Consider the following 20676-nt stretch of genomic DNA (forward strand, 5'->3'; position numbering starts at 1 on the left):
CAACAATCGACAGGTATACTATGAATAACGACGAACAAAACTGCAGTAACCATTTATCTTCAACAGATGTTGTTAGTACATTTAAGCAGGATGAAAATACATATTTTCAATTCGATGCATTGCGAACTGATGATGAATTAAGTGAGTGTTATGTTCTTGGATATAACTAATACCAAGTCCAATAATTATTCGGCGTTTTTAATAGGTTAAAAATATGAGAAGTAAACAAGATCGTATTCGTCACGCGATAGCTTTTGAAATAATAGGTTTGGCAATTCTTATTGGCGTGATGGGTCAATTGGGATATGACATGGCTCATATAGGATTAATAGGGGTGTTCTTCTCGATTATCGCCACGTTTTGGAATTATGCCTTTAATATTGGCTTTGATCGCTTGATGTTAAAAACATTGCACACATTAAAGAAAACTTTCTGGATCCGCATACTACACAGCTTGAGTTTTGAAGCAGGCCTGCTGGTAATTACTATACCGGTTATCGCCTGGACATTAGATATAAGTTTTTGGCATGCATTTATAATGGATATTGGTATGGTTATTTTCTATGTCATTTATGCCTATCTGTTTAATCTGGCATACGACAACGTGTACCCAATAGATGAAGGACAATTATTCTGATCGACTATGGTTTATTAATTTGCGCTAGCTCTTTAATTTTAAAATAATTATTTTTGCGGCTTATAAAGCGCTAAAAGCTCACCTACTTTTTTACGATTGGCACCTTTTTGGCTAATCGTTCTTGCCACTTTAACCGCTTTAATTTTAGTCGCATGCTCGTAAATTTTACGCGTCCAAATAGTGTCATGGTTAGAGATTAATACCGTAACATTTTTTTCAGCCGTAACTTCTTCAGCGGCATTGGCTAAGTCGGCCTGTTCATCTAAGCCAAACCCATTACCCGCATAACTGGTAAAACTTGCTGTTTTACTTAATGGTACGTAAGGAGGATCGCAGTAAATCACATCGCCATCTTTGGCTCTGGCAAAGGTGTCTCGATAGTTTTCACACACAAACTCTGCTTTTTTTGCTTTATCGGCAAAGTTAACTAATTCATTTAATGGAAAGTAAGGGCGCTTGTACTTACCAAATGGCACGTTATAGCCTCCCTTAGAGTTATATCGGCATAAACCGTTATAACCATGCCTATTCATATATAAAAACATTAAAGAACGCTGATAAGGGTCGCTCGTCGCGTTAAACTGCTTTCTTATCTCATAGTACTCATCACTGACATTATATTCTGGCGTAAACAACTTAGCAGCATCATTAATAAACTGTTCTGGCTTAGTTTGTAGGGTTTTATAAAGATTGATTAAATCTTTATTAATGTCATTGAGTACGTAATTTGAATAATCAGTATTAAGAAAAATTGACCCGGCACCAGCAAAAGGCTCGATCAGACGGCTGCCTTTGGGTAGCATTTTTCTGATCACATCACTGAGGGTATATTTACCACCCGCCCATTTTAAGAAAGCCCTTTGCTTGTTGATCATATTATAATTCTTATACTGCTTAATTAGCTTAGTGGGCTGGTGTTATTTTCGAAATATTAAGAAAGGGAAATCAAATAACTTTGCGTAATTGTTCGTGGCTTATGTTATCAAAAATCTCAGATTTGCCAATAGCTGTAGGAATAATTAAACGAAGTTTACCGCCTAAATTTTTCTTATCACGAGCCATGTGTTTGATGAAGTCATCAAAGCTCATTGATGTAGGGGCTTTAATTGGTAAATCAAAATATGCAATCAAGTCGATTATCTGCTGAGTTTCAGCACTATTAATTAAATTTAAATGCTCAGCTAGTTGCGTAGCTTGAACCATACCGGTAGCTACAGCTTCACCGTGAAGCCATACACCATAGCCCTGCTCAGCTTCTATTGCATGACCAAAAGTATGACCTAAATTCAATAACGCTCTTACGCCCGATTCTTTTTCATCTTGGCTCACAATATCGGCTTTGTTTTGACAACAGCGTTGGATCATTTCAGCTAAAATAGTTCTATCTTTTGCTTTAATCGAAGTTTTATTGTTATTTAACCAATCGAAAAATTCTTTATCACCCAAAATACCGTATTTAATCACTTCAGCCATGCCAGCGTTAAACTCACGCACAGGTAAGGTAAACAAACTATCAATATCAATAAGCACAGCTTTAGGTTGGTAAAAAGCGCCAATCATATTCTTACCAAGAGGGTGATTAACTGCAGTTTTACCACCTACAGAAGAATCAACTTGCGAAAGTAATGTTGTTGGAATTTGAATAAAATCAATGCCACGTTGATAACTAGCAGCTGCAAAACCGGTAATATCACCGATCACACCACCACCTAAGGCAATTAATGTTGAATCACGACCATGAGTATTGGCAAGCATATGTGCCATAATTTTTTCAAAATTAGCGAGGTTTTTCTCGGCTTCGCCATCAGGTAAAATTATTTCATCAACAATAAAGTCAGATAGTTGTTGTTTTAATGCATCTAAATAAATTGGCGCAACAACGGTATTGGTAACTATACAAACCCGTTTACTGTTGATGTGTGTCGCTAAAGGGCTATTGTTCGATAATAGCCCTGATTCGATATAGATAGGATAGCTACGTTCAGCTAATGCAACGTTTAGGCTGGCCATTTAGTTTTAAAAGTCCAGACGTTCTACGATTTTATTTGCTACGATTTTTGCGCTTTGGTCGTCAGTTTGAACGATCACATCAGCGATTTCTTCGTATAAAGGATTGCGTTCAACTGCAAGGTTTTCTAGCACAGTGCGTGGCTCTTCGCTTGTTTGCAATAGCGGACGGCGACGATCGCGTTGCGTACGGGCAACTTGCTTATCGATAGTTGTTTCTAAATAAACAACTACACCGCGCGCAGATAAGTGATTACGAATTTGATCACTAATTACTGAGCCACCACCTGTGGCCAAAACAATACCTTGCATCAATGATAAATCTGCAATTACTGTTTCTTCACGCTTTCTAAAGCCTTCTTCACCTTCAAGGTCAAATACCCATGCGATGTCTGCACCAGTACGACGTTCTATTTCTTGGTCTGAGTCAAAAAATTCTAGGTGTAGCCTATCAGCTAATTCTCTACCAATTGTGCTTTTACCTGCGCCCATTGGACCAATTAGGAAAATGTTACGTTTTTCTGCCATGAGATTCTTTAATACTCGTAAATTGTGATACCAAAGCGGAGGATATTTTGTCAACTTGGTATCTGTTAACGAAACTGAGGACACTCCTCGAAAAAATTAAGGGCGCAATTATCGCAATTCTTATAGACAAATTGCAAGCATGCGCCTTAAAAAAATACAATCTAGTTAAAATTACTTATAAATTAAGTTCGTCCACTAGATTGATATTTGTTATTTTTCTTAAAATTTTTCAGTTACTATTCTTGGTGTCACGAAGATAAGTAGTTCTTTTTTCTCGTTAAATTCTGTTGTTGTTCTAAATAACCAACCAACATAAGGGATATCACCTAACACTGGAACTTTAGAAATAGAATTGATCACTTGTTGTTGATAAATACCACCTAAAACGATAGTTTCACCATTATTTACTAAAACTTGCGTGCCAATTTCTTGTGTATCAATGGCCGTTGCTAAACCAGTACCCGTTGCAATAGTGTCACCGCGAGTATCTTGGGTAATAACCAAGTCTAAAATAATACGATTATCAGGTGTAATTTGCGGAGTCACTCGTAAGCCTAAAACGGCTTTTTTAAAGGTAACCGAAGTTGCACCACTAGAAGCGGCTTGTACGAATGGAATTTCTGTGCCTTGCTCTATGTATGCTTCTTTTTGATTTGACGTAGTGATGCGTGGGCTAGCAATGATTTCACCTTTGTTCTCTTGTTCCATCGCAGATAATTCAAGATCCAGTATTGTGCCATCAGCTAAACGTGCTACTTGGAAGGCAATCGCACCAGCAGGATCTACAACCGGTAAGTTAACATTTAAGCGATCATTAATTGATGGGATTACGCCACCATTAGCTAAATCTGCACCTTCTAGACTACCCGAAGTAGAGGTATCGCCACCATTGTGGGTAACTCCCCAACGAATTCCTAATTCTTCACTGATATTATCTTTAACGGTTACCATGCGTGATTCAATCACAACCTGGCGAATTGGAATATCAAGCACATTAATCATACGTTTAATGTCTTCAATGCTCGCAGCAGTATCACGAATTAGTAAAGTATTGGTACGTTCGTCAACGGTAACACTACCGCGTTCAGATAACAGGCTAGTTCCTTCATTTTTCAATAAGTTAGAAAAATCAGCCGCTTTAGCATAATTAATTTGTACATATTCAGCATATAGCGGTGCAAGTTCAGACACTTGTTGCTGGGCTTGTAATTCTTTTGCTTCTCGGGCAACAAGCTCATCATTAGGAGCAATCATTAAGATGTTACCATCCATACGCTTACCTAAGCCTTTTACTCTTAAAATGATATCAAGCGCTTGATCCCACGGCACGCCATCTAAACGAAGGGTAATATTACCATTTACCGTATCTGAAGTTACTAAGTTAAAACCGTTATAGTCGGCAATAATCTGCAATACAGTACGAATTGGAATGTCTTGGAAATTTAATGAAATTGCTTTGCCATTAAAGTCTTCACCATCTTCTAGATATGATTTTTTCTCTTCTTCTTCTTTTACCGTTAAAGAGAAAATATTATCAATTTGATTATGTTCAATGGTAAATGGTTTATTAGTGCCAATTTCTAAACGGGAATTATTGCCTTCTTTAAAGGTCTCAATGCTAGTTACTATGGTACCGAAGTCAGTAACATCAAGTTTATAAAGTAATTCTTCCATAATGTCAGTGTTATGGAATTCAATATTGATTTTGCCTAATTTGTCTTTAACATCAACCGCAGACATACTGTCATCTAAAAAGACTAATACTTGACCAGCGTTATCTTCACCTTTTCTAAAGTCAATCGCTTGAATATTATTAATAAATTCACTAGCAACATCGGCTTGCGGATCAGTTTTATCAAACGTAGAAAGGCTGTTAAGTAACAGTACTAATTTACCTTCAATAATCTCTGCTTGATACAGCTTTAACTCTTTAAGGTAAATAGTAGCTTTAATTTTTCCTGCAATTTGCTGTACATCGATATTTTTGATGCCAGCATGGTTTACTTGAGTATCAGCTAGAGGGGTAGCAAACTCAGTAGCATTGAACATAATTTCAATACGGGCAGGTTCAGTAAATGTTTTTACCACAGGCTCTACGGTTAGCTCTTGCTCAAAACCAAAGGTAAATTCGATTTCATCAGCAAGAAGCGTATTGTAATATATATCATTAAGTTTACCTTCGGCATAACTGCCAAAAGAAACCATTAATAATACTGCGGACAATACAAAACCAAGCCTTCCTTGTCTTGATTTGTTTGGTGATTTTATTTTTATTTTACGACTAAACATTAATTCCCTTACCCCTCTTGATCCGGTTCAACCATAGAAACAGTTGTTTCTCGTTCAACCCAACAGCCTGCGCCATCTGGAATCAATTCTACTATTATTATTTCTTCTTGGCCGACATTGGTGATACGACCATTATATAAGCCTAAATAACTGCCAATTGATACTCTGTGTAGAGTTTGATCAGCAGCTTCTACTAATGCCCAAATAATTCCTTCTTCACCTAAGGTACCACGCATATTTAAACTTTCTAAAGCAAATTTTTCTAAAGGCTGCTTTCTCCGACGTGGATCAGGGTGCAAACAATCTGACATTTGTTGCATTTTTTCTTGAATGGCTTCAGGTTTTGGCGCAACAAAAGGACTGCGTAAAGCAAATGCCGAGTAATCAAAATGATTAAACTCGGTTAGCGGCGGCATTGGCTGAATTTTGTTTGGCGTTGACGCTTTCACTTTATCGATATGAGCGTGCAAGTCGGTTAAATCATCAAAACAAGCTGATAATAAAAACACTGAAAGTAAAACTAAATAACGCATTATTTACCCTCCTTGTATTTATATGTTTTCGCTTGCATCGTTAACGTTAATGAATTTTCAAGACCGCTTGCATCTCCTACGATAGTGAAGTCATGTAAGGTTACAATGCGCGGTAAACCAGATATTTTACTTACGAATTCACCAAAGTCATGATAAGCACCAGTAACTTGCACTTCTATTGGTAACTCAGTGTAAAAATCAAGCTGAATTTCTGGCTGCCAATTCAACTTAACAAAATCTAAACGACTTGTTGTGCCAACAAAAGTAATATCATCAAGTAAACCCGGTGTTTCGTGACTTTCAGGCAAACGTTTAATTTGTTTAGAAAATAACTCTTCCGCTTCAAGCATTTGTTCTCTGAATAATTCTAAATTAGCAGCAACAAAGTATTTGGCTTGGTAATCAGTTTTTAATTTAATTTCTTGAGCTACTTCACGCTCTAGCTCAACAATTTTGTCGCTTACTAATAAGTAATAAACAAAATATGAGACGAAAGCGACCATAACAATGGCAAGTATAATTTTTGCTGCCTTCGGCCATTGACCAATATTATTTAGGTCAAGGTTATCAAATTGGGAAAGATCTAAATCCATTATCGACCTCCTGCATTGCTAATTTGATCGCTATCAAGTAAACCTTGAATACGTAAATTCATTTTAAAATCACTTAACAGTTTGCTTGATTTACTTGAATTTGTAATAGATTGAAGTTCAGCATCAGCTAATAAGTTAGAACTTTGAATTTCTCGGATCATATTGGCAAGATGGTTATTTGATTCACTTTTACCCTGAATTAATAACTCATTACCTTGCTTTTGAAGCTTCACGATGTAAACCCCAGAAGGAACAATTTTAGCTATTTCATCAAGTACTTGCGTACCAACGTTACGACTTCTTTGTAATTGCTCAATTAACGTCATTCGTTGAATTAAATCTTTTTTCTTCTCTTCCAGAGTTTTTATTTCAGCAATACGAGCATCAAGAACTTTAATTTCATTGGTTAAAAATTGATTGCGAGCGCGCTGACCATCAATTTTCGCTTGGTAAAATTGACTAATTAAAAATACTACTAAAAAGCTTATTAACGCTAAGAAAGTTAGTATTGAAAAATATTGTTGCTGCCTTAAACGCTGAGCTTCTTCACGCCAAGGCAGGAGATTTATATGTGGCATGGTGAAAAACTCCTTAATGCAAGCCCGGTAGCAACCATCAGCTGAGGTGCAATCTGGGCTAAGACGTTTTCATCTATTTGATCACTTATAACCATATCATTAAACGGGTTAGCAATAATGGTATGAATGCCAAGCTCTGCCGACAGCAGTTCTTGAATACTTTCAAGTGCTGCAGTACCACCAGAAATGACTAGATAATCAAGCTTTTCTTTACCACTAAATGTTAAGTACATTTGAATAGCACGGCGAATTTGTTGAATTAATGTTGTTTGAAAAGGCGCTAACACTTCAAAGGTATAGGTAGGTGGTAATTCCCCACTTAATTTTTCTTTTTCAGCATCTTCAAAGGTTTTATTATAATAAGAAACTATTGAACGAGTGTACTGTTCGCTACCAAATAACTGATCGCGGGTATAAATGGTATCGTTACCTTCATTGACGGTAAACAAGGTCATGGTTGCACCAATATCAATGAAAGCAACTACTTTTTCAGGAGCATCTTCTGGCAGCAGAGGTATACATAATGCAGAAGAGCGACTTAACGCATAAGATTCAACATCAACAACCTTAGTATGAAATCCGCCAGCATCAAGAGAAGCAACTCGTGCTTCAATAGTTTCGGTTCTCACCGCACTTAATAAGACATTTACTTTACTAGGATCAGCTTCGTTAACATCGAGTTTTTCAAAATCTAGGCTAACTTCATCGAGAGGGTATGGAATTAAGCTATCAGCTTCAATTTCAATTTGGCTGGCTAATTCGTCATCATTTAATGACACATCCATGTAGATTATTTTGGTTATAACAGTCGATCCAGAAACTGCAACTGCTGCATTCTGTACCGATGAAAGTACTTTTTTACGTACTTTTCGTATTACTGCACCGACCGCTTCAATATCTTGAACTTTTCGATCAACTACAGCGCCCTTTGGCATAGGCTCGACTGAAAATGCTTCGAGTTGATGACCGTTTTTATCTTCACTAATAAGAACAGCTTTGACCGAATAAGAACCAATGTCTATTCCGACCATTTTAGACGCATTTTTATTCCATAATCTACTTAGCATAACTTCCTGTGATTATTCTTATTATTTTTCTTATTTAAACATAATATAGCTAAAAATACATTTATTACACTAAATATCTCTATATACTAGTAAATAATATTAATGTTTTTTTTACTACTGGTTGATTTTTAGTGCTATTTTTCAAACGTTTAATGCAATTATTTGTTTTCGGCTTCCTTCTAGTAAGCTTGGTTATTAGTGGCTTCTACCTAACCATGCGCAGCGATCTTCCTAGTGTAGAAGTTCTAAAAGATGTTCAATTACAAATACCTATGCAAATCTATAGTAACGAAGGCGAACTGATTTCGCAATTCGGTACAAAAAGACGGATCCCGGTTGAATTAAAAGACATGCCGCAACAACTTATTAACGCGGTTTTAGCAACAGAAGACAATCGTTTTTATGAACACTTCGGTGTAGACCCAATTGGCATGACTCGTGCCATTATCGGCCAAATTACCGGTAATGATGCCGGTGGCGCCAGTACCATAACGATGCAAACTGCTCGAAATTTCTTTCTAACCCGAGAGCAAACCTACATTAGAAAAATAAGAGAAATTTTCATCTCTTTGCATATGGAAAAGCTGTTAACTAAAGACGAGATTTTAGAATTATATTTAAATAAAATTGAGCTAAGCCATCGCGCTTTTGGCGTAGGCGCTGCTGCTCAAGTTTATTATGGTAAAGAATTAAAAGACCTTACCCTGGCTGAAATTGCAGTTATCGCTGGCTTACCTAAAGCGCCAAGTACCTATAATCCAATTAGTAACCCAGATAAAGCTAAGTTTCGCCGCACTACGGTACTGCAACGCATGCTAGTAAGTGGTTACATTACAGAAGCAGAATATCAACAGGCGAATAACGAAGAAATCCATACCAAACGACATGGCGTAGATATTGTATTAAGCGCACCCTACGTTGCAGAAATGGCCAATAAAAAAGCGCTAGAAATGTATGGTACTGAAGTCGCTTATGGTAAAGGTTTAAAAATTTACACCACTGTCCAATCTGATCTGCAAAATGCAGCTAAACGCGCTGTTATTGGTAATATTTATGCTTATGATGAACGTCACGGTTACCGTGGGCCGATCAAACGACTTTGGTTAAACGATGATGATAAAGTTTACTTATTAGAAAGTGCGAAGAAACGTTTAAGTGAAAATTATTTTAAATCCTATCAAAAAGGCTTAAAGAAAATAAGCACTGAACAACCTGAAGCTGAAGATATACTAGAAAAATTACAAAAGGTCCCTGTTTATAATGACTTGGTTGCCGCTTTAGTCACCAATGTAGAAGAGCAGCAAGCACAAATTCAACTTAGCAATGGCGATATTGCACTAATAGATTGGGCTGGTATGTCTTGGGCAAGAGCCTATCTTGACGATAAAACTCAAGGAAAGGCACCAAAATTAGCCAAACAAATTCTCACCAGCGGCGACGTTGTTTATGTTAAAGATGCTGTTGATGGTATTTTCCGATTAAGCCAATTACCTGACGTTTCGGCTGGTATTGTCGCTATTTCACCAGATACTGGCGCTATTTTAGCAAGTGTTGGTGGTTACAGTTTTAGTCAGAGCCAATTCAACAGGATAACCCAGGCTAATCGTCAAGTAGGCTCTAACATCAAGCCATTTGTATATTCAGCAGCGTTAGAGAATGGTTATACCTTAGCTACAATTGTAAATGATGCCCCTATAAACCAGTGGGATAAGCGCTCTGGCTTTGCATGGCGCCCAAAAAACTCTCCCGCCGTTTATGAAGGACCATTGCGAGTGCGAATCGGCTTAGCTAAATCGAAAAACGTGATGTCGGTCCGTTTATTACGAGGAATGAAATTAAGCACCTTAATTAAACATTTGGGCAAATTTGGCTTTGACAAATCTGCTTTACCGAAGAATGAATCAATCGCACTAGGCTCAGCTTCTATGACACCGATGCAGGTGGTCACTGGGTTTTCAGCTTTTGCTAACCAAGGCTATTTAGTAGAGCCTTATATTATTGAACGAATTGAAGATGCAGATGGTGAAGTTATTTATCAAGCAGAGCCAAAAGTAGCCTGTTATGAATGTGAAATAGCCCAAGCAGAGTATGCCAATAGCTTTGATGCCAGCGATGATATTGACATTGAAATGATCACTACGCCTTTAGCACCTAGAATTATTAGCCGGGAAAACGCTTTCTTAGTTACTGAAGCGATGAATGGTGTAATTTGGGGCGGTGGCGGTGATTGGTCTAAGGGTACCGGCTGGAGTGGTACTGGTTGGCGTGCAAAAACCTTAAAACGCCGAGATTTAGCGGGCAAAACAGGAACCACCAATGAGTCGAAAGATGCCTGGTTTAGTGGTTTCAGTCGTAAAGTTGCTGCAAGCTCTTGGATTGGTTTTGATGATCCGAGCCGTAATTTAGGCCGTACTAATGTTAATAGCAACTTAGGTAGAAACCAAACTGCCGGTGGTGAAGCTGGAGCAAATGCTGCCCAGCCTTCATGGATTAAATTTATGGAAACTGCCTTAACAAAGTATGAGTTTGAAGCATTTTTACAACCAGATAATATTGTCTCTATCCGCATCGATAAGTTGACCGGAAAACGAACAAATAAAACCGATAGAAGTTCAAGATTTGAGTATTTTATTAAAGGCACAGAGCCAACCGAGTGGGTCGATAAAGATAATATTGAACAAATAATAGAAAGCCAAGAAGAATCGACCGAAGAAGAAGAACTGTTTTAAAATATACGATATTTATAATACTTAGTTGAATCAGGGAAACATCAATGAAATATAATCTATTGGTAATATCTATTGCCCTTGCTAGTAGTGCTGTAATGGCTGAAGAAGAAGTTAAACTTTGGTCTGGTGATATCGATTTTGGTTATACCAATCTTACTGGTAACACAGAAGAAACAACTACCAGCGGTAAAGTTCATGTATTACGTGAAAATGCTCCATGGAAATGGGTCGGACATATTGAATCTTTATACTCTGAAAGCAACGATGAAAAAAGTGCTGAGCGCTGGGGTGGATTTACCCGTTTAGAATATAATTTTACTGACCACAACTACATTTTTGGTCGTGTATCATACGATGAAGATAAGTTCAGCGGTTATGATTCACAAAGTACCGCAACCGCAGGTTTTGGTTGGAATTTAATAAAGTCTGAAGAAATGGACTGGGATTTCGAGGCCGGTGCCGGTTATCGTTCAGCGAAAGTTGAAGATCCTTTAATTGCAGAAGATGAAGAGGAAGTTATTTATCGACTTTCAACTCTATTTCAATGGCAATTCTCGCCAACGTCCTCTTTTGTGCAACTATTAAGTACTGAGGTTGGTGACGAAAATACTATCAGTCTTTCTGAATCGGCAATCAAAGTGCAAGTGATTGGCCAAGTATCTTTAAAAGTAAGCTATATAGTAAAACATACAGATGAAGTACCCGTTGGTATAGAAGATACTGATACCGAAACGGTAGTGAGTGTAACCTACTCTTTCTAAAGTTAAAACAGTACAAATCTTAGAAAATATACTCCGTCACCCCACCGTGCTTTTGGGTGGGACCTCCATAATTCAAAGTGAGCATTTAATAAAGCCACCTTTTAACTGGAGGAGGTTCCGCACAACAACATTGCGGAATAACGGTGTAATTTTTCTATTAATGTTTGTGCGTTTTTTTAACAGTTAAATTGATTACGCTTCAACGATTTCAATACTACCCAGTATTTGCGGCAGATTATGTTCACTTAAGTTGAACATTAACGCTTCTTCATCACAGTTATCTTGCTTAGGACATAAATCACAATCTTTCATTACTTTCTCTGGTAAAGAGTCTTTATCACCAGGGATAAAGTCTAACTTTTCAAAGAAAGTAGGCTTACGCGTTAACACAAATACTTTTAATAACGCCATCTCTTTGGCTCTGCCTAATAAGTATTTACATAACTGCTGACCATAGCCTTTACCTTGATGGTTAATGCTTACACCTAGTGAGCGAATTTCAGCTAAACCAGTACTGTAGATATACAGCGCAGCACAAGCACAAACTTGGCCATTAACTTCAATTACAGCAAAGTCACGAATGCTTTTAATTAGGTCGTCTTCTTTACGTGGTAAGTTCTCTTCGCGCGAAGACCAGTAATTAACCAACTTAACTATTGAGCGTAAATCGGTAAGTTTGGCATCACGTACCACATAATTAGCGGTGCCAAATTGAAGACGATTATCATCAATAACTTTTTGTACTGGTTCAATACCGGTACCACCAAGAATATTACGTTTATCAACTAAGTACTCAAGCTCAAGTACCGGGTAAACATCAGCCTCAATTAGTGGTGAGAATTGTTTAAATTCATCTAAACGTAAGCTTTCTAATGGTTCGCCTTGATTAATAGCATAAAGTACCGCTGAACCAGTAATATCGTGTGCGGTTCTAAACGGCACACCTTTACCAACTAGGTAATCGGCAAGTTCTGTTGCATTAGCATAACCGCCACGAGCAGCCCTTTGACACTCTGCACTGTTCAACTCAATTGAGTTAACAACTTCAATAGCCATAACTAAACAAGATAACCATTGCTCTAAGGCATCAAATAAGCCTTGTTTGTCTTCTTGCATATCTTTGTTATAGGCAAGTGGTAAACCTTTAAGTGTTACCAGTAATGCCTGTAATGAACCATATACTCGACCACATTTGCCACGAATAAGCTCTAACGCATCAGGGTTTTTCTTCTGTGGCATTAAAGAGCTGCCAGAAGTAACCTGATCGCCCAAAGTAATGAAGTTAGCTTCACCCGAATTAAAGAAAATTAAATCTTCTGAAAAACGCGATAAATGCATCATGCCAGTACTTGCAGCAAATAATAGCTCTAATACGTAATCTCTATCAGATACCGCATCGAGTGAATTCATACATGGACCATCAAAGCCTAATGAATGAGCTAATTCAACACGATCAATTGGGTAAGTAGTTCCCGCTAACGCACCACAACCTAAAGGAGATTGGTTCATACGTTTACGAGCATCTTCAAGACGTGAAATATCACGTTTAAGCATTTCTACATAAGCCATACACCAATGGGCAAAACGTACTGGCTGTGCCCGTTGTAAGTGGGTATATCCTGGTAATATGTGCTGCTTGTTATTATCAGCTAAATTTATTAACTGCTGTACGCAGCTTCTTAGCATATTTAAAACAACATCCGTTTGTTCACGTGCCCATAAACGTAAATCAGTAGAAACTTGGTCATTACGGCTACGGCCAGTATGGAGTTTTCGTGCTGTGTCACCAATAACTTCTATTAGCTCTGATTCTACCCAGCTATGAATATCTTCAGCAGTTGCTTCATTAAAATCAACCTCGCCTGCTTCCACTTTCGCGGCTAAATCCAGTAACGCTTGTTCCATTTTTTGTTGTTCATCAATGGTCAATACGCCAGCTTTTTGAATCGCTTTCGACCAACCAATAGAACCTTTAATATCTTGTTGAGCCAAGACATAATCAAACGGTAGCGAATCGTTAAATGCTTTAAAGATATCACTACTGCCCGACTTAAAACGGCCACCCCATAATGCTGCCATGTTACTTCTCCTGCTGTTTTAACGCGTTTATACGACTTGATAAGCTGAATAAACGGATAAAGCCTTCTGCATGTTTTTGGTCGTAAACATCGTCTGCGCCAAAGGTCGCAAATTCTTCAGAGTATAAGCTGTTAGGTGAACGACGCTGTGTAACATTCGCCTGACCCTTATAAAGTTTCACTACTACATCACCAGTTACTTGCTCAGCAAATGAATTAGTTGCTGCCATTTGCGCTTTCGCAAGAGGAGTAAACCAACGACCATCATAAATAACATGTGAATACTCTAACGCTACAGATTCACGGAATTTTAATGATTCTTTATCAAGAATTAATGACTCTAAGCCTTTATAAGCAGCCATTAATACTGTGCCGCCAGGAGTTTCATAACAACCACGAGACTTCATTCCAACTAAACGGTTTTCAACAATATCGATACGGCCAACACCATGGGCGCCAGCTTTTTCATTAAGATAAACTAAAGACTCATAAGCTGACATTGCTTTACCATCTACAGAAACCAACTCACCTTTATCAAAACTAAGCATTACTGAACCTGGCTCATTTGGTGCATCTAGCGGGTCCGTAGTCATAGTCCAAACTTCTTTAGTCGGCTCACACCATGGGTCTTCTAACTCACCACCTTCATGGGAAATGTGCCAAGCATTGGCATCACGACTGTAAATTTTAGTTAATGACGCAGCACATGGAATATCACGCTCTGCTAAGTAATCTAATAGGTCTTCACGAGAAACCATGTCCCACTCACGCCAAGGTGCAATAACGGTAAGTTGTGGAGCAAGAGCGGCAAAACAAGACTCAAAACGAACCTGATCATTACCTTTACCAGTACAACCATGACATACAGCATCAGCACCTACTTTCAAGGCTACTTCAACATGTGCTTTGGCAATAACAGGACGCGCCATTGACGTACCGAGTAAATATTGACCTTCGTAAACAGCACCTGTTTTTACAATAGGAAAAATATAGTCTTTTACAAATTCTTCTTTTAAGTCAACTACGTGACATTCAGAAGCGCCTGAAGCAATGGCTTTTTCTTGGATGCCAACAAGCTCTTCTTCACCTTGACCAACATCGGCACAAAAGGCTACTACTTCACAACCTTCATAGTTTTCTTTTAACCATGGAATGATCGCCGATGTATCTAAACCACCAGAATATGCCAATACTACTTTTTTAATTTTCTTGCTCATGTTATTACTCTCAATTCTTTAATTTTTAAATTTGGTTACTGTTAATAAGTTCTGTATCAATTGGGTTATTTGAATAAACTTACTAAAACTGAATTTTGTGCCCACATACGGTTTTCAGCTTGTTGAAAAGCAATTGATTGCTCAGAATCAAATACGCTTGTGGTAATTTCTTGCTCTAAATGTGCCGGTTGGCAATGCATAACTGCACTAGCACCAGCTTTCGCCATTAACTGCTCGTTAATTTGATACGGCATAAATTTCTCTAATATGGCATCAACTTTAGTACCGTCACCCATAGAAATCCAAGTATCGGTATAAATAACTTGCTGATTTTTGGCATCATCAATGTCTGTCGACACGGTTAATGTTGCACCACTTTGCTCGGCAAGTTTTTGAGCCTCGGCCACTAATGCGCTATCAGGTTCATAACCTTGTGGGGTTATTACTGTAACATTAGCGCCTAAAATACTGCCCATTAGCATTAACGAGTTTGATACATTATTACCGTCACCTATGTATGCAATGTTTAAACCTTCAACACTGCCAAAGTTTTCAGTAAGAGCCATATAGTCTGCTAATGCTTGGCAAGGATGGTATAAATCACTCAAGGCATTGATTACAGGAATTCCGGCATATTCAGCCATTTCATCTAACACTTGCTGTTTAAATACTCGTGCGACAATGGCATCAGCCCAACAGGCAAGGTTTTTCGCTACATCTTTAACGCGTTCACGCTCACCTAATTGGCCGTTTTGTTGACCAATATAAAGACTGTGACCACCAAGTTTTTGAATACCAATATCAAAACTGATGTGAGTACGCAGTGACGGCTTCTCAAACAGCATCACTACCGACTTACCGGCTAATGCTTGTGAATATTTACCTGGGTTGTTTTTAATATCAATCGCTTGCTCGATTAATGCTAAAAGTTGTTGCTTATCTTGCAGTTGGTCTGCTAAAAAATGTTGTAGTGACATAAGTATCCTGTTACGAAATTTGTTTTAAATGTGTTCAGTTATAGAACTAACAGTTTGGTTCAATGCGGGTGCCAAAAACGTTCCCTTGCTGCAGCGTAATTAACTGCTCAGGCGTCTTCCAACTGGCAACCGCGATACTTCGTCGTAATTGTGTAGCGGCGGTAAAAGCGGCGTTTACTTTGGCGATCATGCCACCATCGATAACACCTTGTTTAATAAGCTGCTTGGCATCATTATAGTTAAGGCTGTCTAAATACTCCCCTGAAGCGCCTTTAACACCTGCAACATCGGTTAGTAAGATTAAGTTTCCATTCACTAATTGGCTAATTGCCACTGCAGCATCATCGGCATTAACGTTAACCAATTGGCCGTTATCTAAACTGCCAATAGATGAAATAATAGCGATGCTATTACCATTAACTAAAGCGTTAATAAACGTGTCATCATTTGCGCTAGGAACACCCACACAACCTAAAAACTCTTCGGCTGGTGTACATTTGATCATTTGACCATCATGTAAAGCCAAACCTACCGCAGATAAACCAACCGTATTAGCACTGGCAACTAAAGCTTTATTTACCGTGCCAGCTAATGCGCCGGTGATAATTGCCATATGCTCTGGCTCACTTACCCGTAAACCATTTACTTTTTTACTGATGTAACCGGCTTTCGCTAAAAGTTCATCAGCAACACAACCACCACCGTGCACAACAATAATGGATTGCTTATTGTCTTGTAGCGTTTTTACTACTTTAAATAATTTAATAAGTGCTTGTGGCGATTCCATAATCGCGCCACCAATTTTGATAACTAAAGGCGTGCTCATTTAAGCTTCTCCCTTGGTCATAGAATTAGGCAGTAGGCCATAATGTGAATCTAAACCTAGGGTTAGGTTAAAACATTGAATCGCTTGTGAAGCCGCGCCTTTTAATAAGTTATCAATAGCACAGCTTGCTACCAATACATGTTTTTCTTGATCAAATTGCCACTTTACATTGGCAAACGGTGTACTGCTGACATCATCAATTTTTGGCCAATCGTTACTTATTCTTACTAACGGCGTATTACTGTAGGCATTTTTAAACGCTTGCTCTACCTGTTTTGTAGTTACTTCAGGTTTTAGGTTTAACGTAACGGTAGATAACAGCCCACGCTTATAAGGGGCAATATGGGGGTTAAAGATCACTTGCTGACCACATTCTTGGCTAATTTCAGGCTGATGACGATGTTGCAAAATGTTGTAGGCTTTTAAACTTAGTTCATTAAAACTAGTAGCAAGTGAAGCTTTTCTGCCCGCACCACTAACGCCACTAATACCATTAACAACAATTAGACCATTGTCTAGCTGCAAATTGTTTTCAGTAATTGGTTTTAACGCTAATAAGCTGGCTGTTGGGTAACAACCAGGGACTGCAACAAGATTTGCGTTTTTAATCACTTCAGCATTAAATTCAGCTAAACCATAAATCGCTTCATTTAATAAATCTTGATGCTTGTGCTCAAAACCATAATATTTCGGATAATCGCTGCCCTCGGTTAAACGAAACGCACCGGAAAGATCGAACACTTTAATGCCAGCTTTTACAAACTCAAATGCCCACTCTTGAGAATACTCATGTGGGGTTGCAAAGAATACAGCATCTAAGTCTAAATTCTGTTCAAGCCAATTCTTAGAGAACGGTTGCAAAGGTTTATCGCACACAGATTGCATTCGCGGGTACAGATCAGAAAATAGTAAACCACTTGATGCACTACCTTCAGATACTAACACCTGAAAATCACTAATTTTGTTATGTTGAGTTAATATTTCAACTAATTCAGCACCGGCATAACCACTAGCACCTACAACTGCTACTTTCACAACTTTACCTTTTTGCAATTCTATTCATTAAATTATAATCAACATTTGTTTATCTAGCGACCACATTCATCGTTATATAACAATTCAAAACCTAGTAATTACTTAAAGTTACAGCTTAAATAATTATTTACTAGCCAGAAAACTTCTGCTTGATTACACTGATAGTGTGAAAGTAACAAGAATTGATTATTTATGCAACTTTTTAGCATAAGTATTTTAACTATTAATGCGGGATAACTATGCCTTTACCAAATTTCCAACAAGCCTTAACACAATTGATTGCATGCCCATCTATTAGCGCTACCTCGACCACTTGGGATCAAAGCAATCAAGCAGTAATTGAACTTCTAGCAAGTTGGTTTGCTGATTTAGGCTTCAACATAAATATCCAACAAGTTCCCGACAGTAGAGGAAAGTATAACTTACTTGCCAAACTTGGCGAGGGTGAAGGCGGTTTATTGTTATCTGGACATAGTGATACCGTGCCTTTTGATGAAAAAGGCTGGGATAGTGACCCGTTTACCATAACCGATAAAGCTGACAAGTTTTATGGGTTAGGTACTTGTGACATGAAAGGATTTTTTGCCTTCATCCTGCAAGCTTGTAAAAACTTGCCAGTTAAAGATATGCGCAAACCTTTATACGTGTTAGCAACCGCCGATGAAGAAACCACTATGGCCGGCGCCCGTTTTTTCATTGAGCAACAATTAGCAAAACCAGATGTGGCAATAATTGGTGAGCCAACAAATTTACAACCGGTGATCATGCATAAGGGACATATGTCTCATCGTATTTCGGTAAAAGGTAAATCAGGCCACTCAAGTATGCCGCAAAAAGGCGTTAATGCCATTGAAGTGATGTATTTTGTTATTGAAAAATTGATGGTCTTAAAAAATGACCTCAAAGAAAAATACGTTAATGAAGCATTTACTGTAACTGAACCAACGTTAAATTTTGGAGCCATTAAAGGTGGTGATAGTGCCAACCGAATTTGTGGTGACTGTTATTTAGACATTGATTTACGCGCCCTACCAGGTATAAAAGATGACGAACTTGTTCATTGGTTGTCGGAAGCATTAAAAGCAGTTGCCGAGAATTATCCAGGCCGAGTTTCTATGGAAGAACTGCACGCTAGCTCACCAGCATTTGCTGAAGATGAAAATAGTGAGTTTGTAAAACTTGCTGAAAAATTCTCTGGCCATTGCTGCCAAGCAGTTAATTACGCCACCGAAGCTCCATTTATTCAACAATTAGGCTGCCAAACAATTGTATTGGGCCCAGGTTCAATTGACCAAGCGCATCAGGTTAATGAATATTTGGCTTTTGACCAAATTAAACCAACTGAAAAGATACTGTTAGAGTTTATTCAGCAGTATTGTTTTTAAGTAAATACACAAACCGTGACATAATTATTTGTCGGTTTGAATGCTTTAAAGTGTTTTTACATATTGATGGTATGCATTTCTTTTTTGCCACTAAATGTATTAAATAATTTAACGTGTGCTTGCTGAGAAAAATGGTCTTCTCTCTCTGGGTATTGTGAAATCCAATTAATAAGCATTTCTAAATTTGAATCTTGAGCTTCTTGAGATTCATATTTATGTGGTTCCCAAGAACGATTTTTAGCATTTATAATACAGTCGTCTACGGATAAATTTAAGAAAATAACTTCATCCGCTTTATACATTACCAATTTTAGTAAATCTGAATAACAGCCTTCAACAACCCAATTTTCATTGATATCGATAAAGTTGTTTATTTGAATTTCCGCTGCAGAAATAGGTGTTCTCAGAGGCGGTGATGTTGGTTGCCACGCAATTGTATCAAGATCTAAATGAGCTACATTATTTTTAGCACTAATCTTTTTAGCCAATGTCGACTTTCCAGAGCCTGAATTTCCAAATATTAAAACTTTACTCAAATTTTGACTCCTAATGAAATACACAATGCCGCAATAAGCGTCTAAATATTGAATGGAGTGAAAACAGCCAACTGTTATGTGTCCGTTTGAACGACTTGTAATGGCTAGAATTTACTACCTTTTCTATAATATAGAACTAACTTTATAACCCAAGTTAATTAGTATTAATCTACCCCTTGAGCAGATCTCTCATTGATACATTCATATGAACCCATTTCAAATTCTCGACAAATCCAGGGACGATTTTCATATATTGAACACATGAAAGTCTCTCGGTCTAAAGCTGAGCACCAACCATCTTCCAAACGGAGCATCGTTTCACTTCCCCATTCATCAGTAGCTATATGCTCGCTGGGAACACCTGTGTCGGTAATAATCATAACTTCCAAACGACAGCAGCAAGCCTGGCAATTTGAACAGGTCACTTCGGTTTTAGATATATTTTTAATATTAATTTTCATGCATATCATCAGTTATATTAATGGTGAAAGTACCCTAAGTAGCCATAAATATAATTCATTTGGGCCGCGTTGACACCTGAACATAATAACCATAACGTCCAGTTAAAAACTTATAGATTCGACACTCCTGCAACTTCAATTACCGAGTTAGCGTTAGCTCGCTGGATAATTTTAATCAAAGCAGATTGAATAACTTCATTTTCTCTAACATCTGATTCACTGGAAAATCGCTCTTCCTGTACGTCAGAACCTTCTTCTAAAGTAAACTGTATAGCCACTTCTGTCGCACAGTCAGCACTTTCCCCAAAGTACTCCAAAGATATTTGAGGATAACCTTTAAAACCTTTCTTAACCTGTTTAGCTATTAATTTTTTAGCTTTATCCACATTCATAATAAATCCTTATTATCGCCAAATCTGAGAGAAATATAACACCAAAA

The 20676-nt window shown here is 37.9% G+C and carries 21 protein-coding genes; 5 read left to right on the top strand and 16 right to left on the bottom strand.

The window, feature by feature from the left end:
• Positions 1-20: 20 nt before the first annotated feature.
• Both RGQ13_RS18490 and RGQ13_RS18495 read left to right on the top strand, forming a co-directional pair.
• Positions 21-170: a hypothetical protein gene (locus RGQ13_RS18490; RefSeq protein WP_348391204.1), complete on the top strand. Its 150-nt coding sequence runs from the start codon at positions 21-23 to the stop codon at positions 168-170.
• A gap of 44 nt (positions 171-214) precedes the next feature.
• Positions 215-637, top strand: a complete 423-nt coding sequence (locus RGQ13_RS18495; protein ID WP_348391205.1) for a PACE efflux transporter — start codon at positions 215-217, stop codon at positions 635-637.
• A 47-nt stretch (positions 638-684) separates the two neighbouring features.
• Here the strand turns inward: RGQ13_RS18495 and RGQ13_RS18500 are convergent, their stop codons facing one another.
• The 8 genes from RGQ13_RS18500 to RGQ13_RS18535 form a co-directional block, all read right to left on the bottom strand.
• Positions 685-1512, bottom strand: a complete 828-nt coding sequence (locus RGQ13_RS18500) for a Dam family site-specific DNA-(adenine-N6)-methyltransferase (RefSeq protein WP_348391206.1) — start codon at positions 1510-1512, stop codon at positions 685-687.
• Between the two features lie 70 nt (positions 1513-1582).
• Entirely contained in the window at positions 1583-2647 is a 1065-nt protein-coding gene (gene aroB / locus RGQ13_RS18505; RefSeq protein ID WP_348391207.1) for a 3-dehydroquinate synthase, read from the bottom strand.
• 6 nt (positions 2648-2653) lie between these two features.
• Positions 2654-3172 carry a shikimate kinase AroK gene (gene aroK, locus RGQ13_RS18510; RefSeq protein WP_348391208.1) on the bottom strand — a complete coding sequence of 173 codons (519 nt, stop codon included), beginning with the start codon at positions 3170-3172 and terminating at the stop codon, positions 2654-2656.
• A 219-nt stretch (positions 3173-3391) separates the two neighbouring features.
• Positions 3392-5461: a type IV pilus secretin PilQ gene (locus RGQ13_RS18515; protein ID WP_405054144.1), complete on the bottom strand. Its 2070-nt coding sequence runs from the start codon at positions 5459-5461 to the stop codon at positions 3392-3394.
• Between the two features lie 8 nt (positions 5462-5469).
• Positions 5470-5994, bottom strand: a complete 525-nt coding sequence (locus RGQ13_RS18520; protein WP_348391209.1) for a pilus assembly protein PilP — start codon at positions 5992-5994, stop codon at positions 5470-5472.
• On the bottom strand, positions 5994-6587 hold the full coding sequence (gene pilO / locus RGQ13_RS18525) for a type IV pilus inner membrane component PilO (RefSeq protein WP_348391210.1): 594 nt from the start codon (positions 6585-6587) through the stop codon (positions 5994-5996). Before pilO ends, RGQ13_RS18520 begins: the two co-directional genes overlap by 1 nt.
• On the bottom strand, positions 6587-7165 hold the full coding sequence (locus RGQ13_RS18530) for a PilN domain-containing protein (RefSeq protein ID WP_348391211.1): 579 nt from the start codon (positions 7163-7165) through the stop codon (positions 6587-6589). The genes pilO and RGQ13_RS18530 overlap by 1 nt, the downstream gene beginning before the upstream one ends.
• Positions 7153-8232 (bottom strand): pilus assembly protein PilM, encoded by a 1080-nt coding sequence (locus tag RGQ13_RS18535; protein WP_348391212.1) that lies wholly within the window; start codon positions 8230-8232, stop codon positions 7153-7155. The genes RGQ13_RS18530 and RGQ13_RS18535 overlap by 13 nt, the downstream gene beginning before the upstream one ends.
• 131 nt (positions 8233-8363) lie before the next feature.
• On the opposite strand from RGQ13_RS18535, the gene RGQ13_RS18540 reads away from it, so the two are divergent.
• Together RGQ13_RS18540 and RGQ13_RS18545 are read left to right on the top strand one after the other, a co-directional pair.
• Positions 8364-10961, top strand: a complete 2598-nt coding sequence (locus RGQ13_RS18540) for a penicillin-binding protein 1A (protein ID WP_348391213.1) — start codon at positions 8364-8366, stop codon at positions 10959-10961.
• Between the two features lie 44 nt (positions 10962-11005).
• Positions 11006-11722: a DUF481 domain-containing protein gene (locus RGQ13_RS18545; RefSeq protein ID WP_348391214.1), complete on the top strand. Its 717-nt coding sequence runs from the start codon at positions 11006-11008 to the stop codon at positions 11720-11722.
• 192 nt (positions 11723-11914) lie between these two features.
• On the opposite strand, the gene argH is transcribed toward RGQ13_RS18545, so the two are convergent.
• From argH to argC, 5 genes are all read right to left on the bottom strand, one after another.
• Positions 11915-13801: an argininosuccinate lyase gene (gene argH, locus RGQ13_RS18550; RefSeq protein WP_348391215.1), complete on the bottom strand. Its 1887-nt coding sequence runs from the start codon at positions 13799-13801 to the stop codon at positions 11915-11917.
• Position 13802: 1 nt separating this feature from the next.
• Positions 13803-15017, bottom strand: coding sequence for an argininosuccinate synthase (locus RGQ13_RS18555; protein ID WP_348391216.1), 1215 nt, complete (start codon positions 15015-15017; stop codon positions 13803-13805).
• 65 nt (positions 15018-15082) lie between these two features.
• Positions 15083-15994 carry an ornithine carbamoyltransferase gene (locus tag RGQ13_RS18560; RefSeq protein ID WP_348391217.1) on the bottom strand — a complete coding sequence of 304 codons (912 nt, stop codon included), beginning with the start codon at positions 15992-15994 and terminating at the stop codon, positions 15083-15085.
• Between the two features lie 46 nt (positions 15995-16040).
• Positions 16041-16820 carry an acetylglutamate kinase gene (gene argB / locus RGQ13_RS18565; protein WP_348391218.1) on the bottom strand — a complete coding sequence of 260 codons (780 nt, stop codon included), beginning with the start codon at positions 16818-16820 and terminating at the stop codon, positions 16041-16043.
• Entirely contained in the window at positions 16821-17855 is a 1035-nt protein-coding gene (gene argC / locus RGQ13_RS18570; protein ID WP_348391219.1) for an N-acetyl-gamma-glutamyl-phosphate reductase, read from the bottom strand.
• A 239-nt stretch (positions 17856-18094) separates the two neighbouring features.
• Here argC and argE point away from each other — a divergent pair, with 239 nt between their 5' ends.
• Entirely contained in the window at positions 18095-19240 is a 1146-nt protein-coding gene (gene argE / locus RGQ13_RS18575) for an acetylornithine deacetylase (protein WP_348391220.1), read from the top strand.
• 56 nt (positions 19241-19296) lie between these two features.
• Here argE and RGQ13_RS18580 read toward each other — a convergent pair whose 3' ends face one another.
• The 3 genes from RGQ13_RS18580 to RGQ13_RS18590 form a co-directional block, all read right to left on the bottom strand.
• A complete protein-coding gene (locus RGQ13_RS18580) occupies positions 19297-19776 on the bottom strand; it encodes an AAA family ATPase (protein ID WP_348391221.1) in 480 nt (159 codons plus the stop codon).
• A gap of 164 nt (positions 19777-19940) precedes the next feature.
• Positions 19941-20237, bottom strand: a complete 297-nt coding sequence (locus RGQ13_RS18585) for a YkgJ family cysteine cluster protein (protein WP_348391222.1) — start codon at positions 20235-20237, stop codon at positions 19941-19943.
• 110 nt (positions 20238-20347) lie between these two features.
• Entirely contained in the window at positions 20348-20629 is a 282-nt protein-coding gene (locus RGQ13_RS18590; protein WP_348391223.1) for a hypothetical protein, read from the bottom strand.
• Positions 20630-20676: the final 47 nt, after the last annotated feature.

It is taken from the genome of Thalassotalea psychrophila, from assembly GCF_031583595.1.
GTDB lineage: Bacteria > Pseudomonadota > Gammaproteobacteria > Enterobacterales > Alteromonadaceae > Thalassotalea_A > Thalassotalea_A psychrophila.

Excerpts from the sequence above, each read along its gene's own strand:
- RGQ13_RS18515 (WP_405054144.1), bottom strand. The coding sequence starts at position 5,461 with ATGTTTAGTCGTAAAATAAAAATAAAATCACCAAACAAATCAAGACAA.
- RGQ13_RS18530 (WP_348391211.1), bottom strand. The coding sequence starts at position 7,165 with ATGCCACATATAAATCTCCTGCCTTGGCGTGAAGAAGCTCAGCGTTTA.
- argE (WP_348391220.1), top strand. The coding sequence starts at position 18,095 with ATGCCTTTACCAAATTTCCAACAAGCCTTAACACAATTGATTGCATGC.
- RGQ13_RS18500 (WP_348391206.1), bottom strand. The coding sequence starts at position 1,512 with ATGATCAACAAGCAAAGGGCTTTCTTAAAATGGGCGGGTGGTAAATAT.
- pilO (WP_348391210.1), bottom strand. The coding sequence starts at position 6,587 with ATGGATTTAGATCTTTCCCAATTTGATAACCTTGACCTAAATAATATT.
- argB (WP_348391218.1), bottom strand. The coding sequence starts at position 16,820 with ATGAGCACGCCTTTAGTTATCAAAATTGGTGGCGCGATTATGGAATCG.
- aroK (WP_348391208.1), bottom strand. The coding sequence starts at position 3,172 with ATGGCAGAAAAACGTAACATTTTCCTAATTGGTCCAATGGGCGCAGGT.
- RGQ13_RS18560 (WP_348391217.1), bottom strand. The coding sequence starts at position 15,994 with ATGTCACTACAACATTTTTTAGCAGACCAACTGCAAGATAAGCAACAA.
- RGQ13_RS18585 (WP_348391222.1), bottom strand. The coding sequence starts at position 20,237 with ATGAAAATTAATATTAAAAATATATCTAAAACCGAAGTGACCTGTTCA.
- aroB (WP_348391207.1), bottom strand. The coding sequence starts at position 2,647 with ATGGCCAGCCTAAACGTTGCATTAGCTGAACGTAGCTATCCTATCTAT.
- RGQ13_RS18590 (WP_348391223.1), bottom strand. The coding sequence starts at position 20,629 with ATGAATGTGGATAAAGCTAAAAAATTAATAGCTAAACAGGTTAAGAAA.
- RGQ13_RS18535 (WP_348391212.1), bottom strand. The coding sequence starts at position 8,232 with ATGCTAAGTAGATTATGGAATAAAAATGCGTCTAAAATGGTCGGAATA.
- RGQ13_RS18495 (WP_348391205.1), top strand. The coding sequence starts at position 215 with ATGAGAAGTAAACAAGATCGTATTCGTCACGCGATAGCTTTTGAAATA.
- RGQ13_RS18555 (WP_348391216.1), bottom strand. The coding sequence starts at position 15,017 with ATGAGCAAGAAAATTAAAAAAGTAGTATTGGCATATTCTGGTGGTTTA.
- RGQ13_RS18545 (WP_348391214.1), top strand. The coding sequence starts at position 11,006 with ATGAAATATAATCTATTGGTAATATCTATTGCCCTTGCTAGTAGTGCT.
- argH (WP_348391215.1), bottom strand. The coding sequence starts at position 13,801 with ATGGCAGCATTATGGGGTGGCCGTTTTAAGTCGGGCAGTAGTGATATC.
- RGQ13_RS18490 (WP_348391204.1), top strand. The coding sequence starts at position 21 with ATGAATAACGACGAACAAAACTGCAGTAACCATTTATCTTCAACAGAT.
- RGQ13_RS18520 (WP_348391209.1), bottom strand. The coding sequence starts at position 5,994 with ATGCGTTATTTAGTTTTACTTTCAGTGTTTTTATTATCAGCTTGTTTT.